The 4,508-nt window shown below is 32.5% G+C and carries 5 protein-coding genes and 1 pseudogene; 2 read left to right on the forward strand and 4 right to left on the reverse strand.

The features are described from left to right. The 3 genes and pseudogenes from P8K68_RS14695 to P8K68_RS14705 all read right to left on the reverse strand — a co-directional run. Positions 1–143 (reverse strand): annotated as a pseudogene (locus P8K68_RS14695) (transposase); the annotation flags it as partial. A 159-nt stretch (positions 144–302) separates the two neighbouring features. Further along, positions 303–1,109 (reverse strand): lysophospholipid acyltransferase family protein, encoded by an 807-nt coding sequence (locus P8K68_RS14700; RefSeq protein WP_300252636.1) that lies wholly within the window; start codon positions 1,107–1,109, stop codon positions 303–305. Between the two features lie 203 nt (positions 1,110–1,312). Further along, a complete protein-coding gene (locus P8K68_RS14705; RefSeq protein ID WP_300252638.1) occupies positions 1,313–1,951 on the reverse strand; it encodes a CoA pyrophosphatase in 639 nt (212 codons plus the stop codon). A 5-nt stretch (positions 1,952–1,956) separates the two neighbouring features. Between P8K68_RS14705 and P8K68_RS14710 the strand changes: the two genes are divergently transcribed. Next, the gene (locus P8K68_RS14710; RefSeq protein WP_300252640.1) at positions 1,957–2,658 is read left to right on the forward strand and encodes a peptidylprolyl isomerase; all 702 of its coding nucleotides are present in this window, start codon (positions 1,957–1,959) and stop codon (positions 2,656–2,658) included. Between the two features lie 192 nt (positions 2,659–2,850). On the opposite strand, the gene P8K68_RS14715 is transcribed toward P8K68_RS14710, so the two are convergent. Then, positions 2,851–3,324, reverse strand: coding sequence for a Dps family protein (locus P8K68_RS14715; protein ID WP_300252642.1), 474 nt, complete (start codon positions 3,322–3,324; stop codon positions 2,851–2,853). Positions 3,325–3,424: 100 nt separating this feature from the next. Between P8K68_RS14715 and P8K68_RS14720 the strand changes: the two genes are divergently transcribed. Next, positions 3,425–4,366, forward strand: coding sequence for a hydrogen peroxide-inducible genes activator (locus P8K68_RS14720; RefSeq protein WP_300252645.1), 942 nt, complete (start codon positions 3,425–3,427; stop codon positions 4,364–4,366). Positions 4,367–4,508 lie beyond the last annotated feature (142 nt).

The following is a 4,508-nucleotide window of genomic DNA, read 5'->3' on the forward strand; positions in this document are numbered from 1 at the left end:
TTTCTTAAGTAATATGCCTTTAACTGCGCATCGTGCCTTACTGCTGAGAGCGCACACATTTGGAGCAACGATTTCATGGTTTTGTCCGCCATATGGTTTACCTTAGTACCACCTCTAATACTGGAACCCGAGCTGTATTCAGGGATTGCAGCGGCATCCTTTTTAAAAATAAGATGTACTAATTGTGTGATGACCTTATAAGTGGCAGATTACTTCGTAGCTCGCTCCTCGCAATGCCGTTTAAAAAGATATAGCGGAAATCCCGACCCTTTTCGGGTAACGCCAAAAAAAAGATGTTTAATTTACTCCTTTTTCCACTTTCGAAGCTTATGAAGTGCTTCTTTTTCCTCTAATTCTTTTTGAGAAATTACTTTTAAAAATGAAGAATGTTGCTCTATAGCGAATTCTATTCTTTTTACAATATCTTCGGTAGTTTCATTATCGTAATCAATCTCCAAAGGAGCTTTTATCTCCATAGATTGAAGGATGTTTTTCTTCTTTACACGCAAGCCTTTTTTATCGAAAGAGCGACGAAAACCATCAATTACAATGGGTACAACAATGGGTTTATAACGTTTTATAATATGTGCAGTTCCTTTTCTGATAGGCCTAAAAGGTGTGGTTGTGCCTTGCGGAAAGGTAATTACCCATCCATCATCTAGAGCCTTACCGATACTAGAAATATCGCTCATTTTAACCTGCCTATTTACATCTTTACCTTCAGACCGCCACGTGCGCTCAATGCTAATGGAACCCATGTAGGCCAAAATTTTTGGTAACAAGCCCGCTTTCATGGTTTCTTTGGCAGCTACATAATAAATATTTAGCTTAGGATTCCATAAGTAGCCAATATTTTTTATAGAATCTGTACGACCACTTAAACTTGCATTAAACACATGAAACATGGCTACCACATCAGCAAAATATGTTTGATGATTTGATATGAATAAAACGTTAGTATCTGGTAAATCTTTAATAATTTCAGACCCTTCTATTTGCAACTCATTAAATCCTCTAAAACGCCTATGGGTAAGGGCTCCAAAGATTCTGATAAGCCATTTTTTTAGAAAAAGTATATGTCCGAATGGATTTTTTTTAAACAATCCCATAAATCACGCGTCAAAATTGGTTATGTAAAATACTCCATATAAATAAATTTCATAATTTTTAGCGTCCTCTTTTTCCTTCTAACGTCGTTGAAATTTTAAACTGTAGAAATACTATACTTAAAAATTATGACTTGTTAAAAACAAAAATAGTTTGCTAAATTCTAATTATACTTATTTATGTTGAGTATGCAAATGTAATAAAACTAGAGTTGTTTTAGCAAGTCTTTAATTTCGCTTAGCATCATTGCTGTTGCGCCCCAAACTACATAATCATTTAATTTAAATGCAGGCACCTCAACCTCAACACTGTATGATGTTTTTACTTTTTGGGTTATTAAAGATTGCTTGTCTAAAAAATGTTTTAAACTAACTTCAATAAGTGCCTCAACTTCATCATCTTGTTTAATAAATTTAGGCATTACTTGCGTAAGTGCTATAAATGGTTGTACATAAAAATTGCTAGGAGGTATATAAACTTGAGATATTTTTCTAACTACCTGAACAGCTTCAATTGGCACGCCCACTTCTTCATAAGTTTCTCTTAAAGCAGTATCTTGCAATGAGGTATCTTGTGCTTCTAATTTACCACCAGGAAAAGCAACTTGGGCAGAATGAACACCTTTATAGGTTTTTCTGAGAATCAATATAAACTTTGTTTGCTCCTTTTTATCTGGATAAAACAATGCCAATACACCAGCATGTTTTGCTTTTTTTATAGCTTCTTGTTGTTGTTTTAAAAGCTCCCTACGAAAAGGTGGAACCATTTTAAGATGAGATGTTTCGGCTGGAAGCTGTATATTTTTTATTTTTGAAACTGATTTTAAGAATTCTTCAAACCTCATAGTTTATGCGCACCGTAATGTTATTATGTTTTTTTCTTTTATTTCTGAATTGTGAAGATAAACAAACTAAAAAGAAAACAACTCCTAAAGTACAAGTTGAGAAAACTAGTAAAGAAGTGAAAAAAGATTTGGTAGTAGAACCTGAGCGTGAATTCCCTAAGCTAGATTCTAAAAGTGCGATGGAATTTTTCTTGGAATATGATAAACACCACAAAGAAAATAAAGTCCGCATTACCACTGACTTTGGTGAAATTGATATTTTGCTTTACAACGAAACAAAATTCCATCGTTCCAATTTTATATGGTTAACGAAACAGAAATACTTTAACGGGACTCAATTTTACAGGGTTATTGATAATTTTATAGTTCAAGCTGGAAATAGTGACGATGTAAAAACGGCTAGAAAACGAGCTCATATTGGCAAATACTTATTACCACCAGATACCAAGCGTGGTTTTAAGCATAACCGAGGTGTTATTTCTATGCCAAGTAGCGAAATTAGGAATCCGCATAAACTCGCTTCTCCTTTTGAGTTTTTTATAGTTTGCCAAAAAGGTGGCGCCCATTTTCTAGACGGCGATTACACTATTTTTGGACATGTTACACGAGGCATGAATATCGTTGATAAAATTGCTGCTGTAAAAACTGATAATGGCGATTGGCCTGATAAGAATATTTTTATTCGAAATGTGGAGATTTTACATTAGTATGAAAAGAAATGTCATTTCTTATTAAATCCTATAGTGAAAACCAGAATATATTTCCTTAAAATAAGACTGTAGCTTAAATCTATTTTCGATTTCGCAAACTCCAGTATCAGCAGAATAAAAAAAGCGTCCTTTGTATTTTGAAGGGCGCTTTCTCAAACTCATTTTAACTAAATTATTTCTTTAGACATTTTAGCTTAACCACGCTTTCATCATCCAAACCGTTTTTTCTTGTTCTGTAATAAAATCACTCATTAAAGCATTTGTACCCTCATCATTAGCATCGCCAGATTTATCTAATATTTGTCTTTCTATTTTTAATAGTTCTGTAAGCGAATCAACAATTAACTCAACTGTTTTTTCATCTTCAGAAACATTTTTACCAACTGGCACTTGTGCTTGCGCTGAATAATCTTGAAAAGTATGTAAAGGTGTTTCTCCTAAAGTTAAAATACGTTCGGCAATTTCATCTACTTTCAAGTTGGCATCTGTATAAAGCTCTTCAAACTTTACATGCAAATCAAAAAAACGTTTTCCTTTAATATTCCAATGAATACCTCTTAAATTCTGGTAATATATTTGAAAATTAGCCAATAGATTATTTAAATCGTTTGCTAAATCTTTTGTCTTGTTAGCATCTAAACCAATACTATTTAATAGTGTCATAATGTTGTTTTTTATTACCACTAATTTAATTTATTATTAATACTAATTTCTATAAATTTTATTGATAGTTTTTATATTTTTATAGCCTAAATTTATAAACATGACAATTACCCAATTATATTATGTTTTGGCTGTAGCCGAAAACCAGAATTTCACAAAAGCCGCCGAAAAGTGTTTTGTAACACAGCCCACTTTAAGTATGCAAATTCAAAAACTAGAAGACCAATTAGATGTTCAAATTTTTGATAGAAGTAAAAAGCCTATTGAACTGACTGATGTTGGTAGAAAAATAGTTACTCAGGCTAGAAATATTGTGAACGAGTCGTACCGTATTCAGGATATTGTAGACCAACAAAAAGGGTTTATAGGTGGCGAGTTCAAACTTGGTATCATACCTACAATAATGCCAACCTTACTGCCTATGTTTTTGAAAAATTTTATAAAAAAACATCCCAAAGTAAAACTCAAAATTGAAGAGCTTACTACTGAAGAAATTATAACTAGAATTAAAGATGGGCATTTAGATGCTGCTATTGCAGCAACGCCTTTAGAAGACGAGAGTATTAAAGAGCGTGTACTTTATTTTGAGCCTTTTGTAAGCTATATACCTAAAGGTCATCGTTTACATTCAAGCAAAAAAATTGATGTTTCAGATTTAGATATTAATGATATGTTATTGCTTGAAGACGGACATTGTTTTAGAGATGGTGTTATAAATTTATGTAAAGTTTTCAAAGACCAATCTGATGAAACATTTCAATTAGAAAGTGGTAGTATTGAAACACTTATAAAGTTATCTAATGAAGGTTTAGGAATGACACTCCTACCTTATTTGCACACTCTTGATATTAACGATAAAGAGAAAGAAAATCTACACTACTTTAATGAACCTTCTCCAGCAAGAGAAGTGAGCATCATTTATCATAAAAGTGAATTAAAAATGCAGATTATAGAAGCCTTGCAAGATGTTATTTCAGGAATTATAAGGGGTGCTATTGCCTTTCAGAATGTAAAAATAATAAGCCCACTTCCTAAGAAGTAAATAAAAAGAGGCTGTCTAAAAAGGCAGTCTCTTTTTTATTGTTTTAGATTTTAAAAAAAGTATTGGTTTTCGTATCTTAAAGGTATGAAAAGCAACATCGTTTGGAAGACGAATAGTCAGTCTCAATTAAGTCTTCTCCCAC

The sequence above is a fragment of the Algibacter sp. genome (assembly GCF_029245835.1).
Taxonomy (GTDB): Bacteria; Bacteroidota; Bacteroidia; order Flavobacteriales; family Flavobacteriaceae; genus Algibacter_B.

What these genes read in the sequence shown, in the direction of transcription:
- P8K68_RS14715 (WP_300252642.1), bottom strand. Translation starts at nt 3,324, where the DNA reads ATGACACTATTAAATAGTATTGGTTTAGATGCTAACAAGACAAAAGAT.
- P8K68_RS14700 (WP_300252636.1), bottom strand. Translation starts at nt 1,109, where the DNA reads ATGGGATTGTTTAAAAAAAATCCATTCGGACATATACTTTTTCTAAAA.
- P8K68_RS14720 (WP_300252645.1), top strand. Translation starts at nt 3,425, where the DNA reads ATGACAATTACCCAATTATATTATGTTTTGGCTGTAGCCGAAAACCAG.
- P8K68_RS14710 (WP_300252640.1), top strand. Translation starts at nt 1,957, where the DNA reads ATGCGCACCGTAATGTTATTATGTTTTTTTCTTTTATTTCTGAATTGT.
- P8K68_RS14705 (WP_300252638.1), bottom strand. Translation starts at nt 1,951, where the DNA reads ATGAGGTTTGAAGAATTCTTAAAATCAGTTTCAAAAATAAAAAATATA.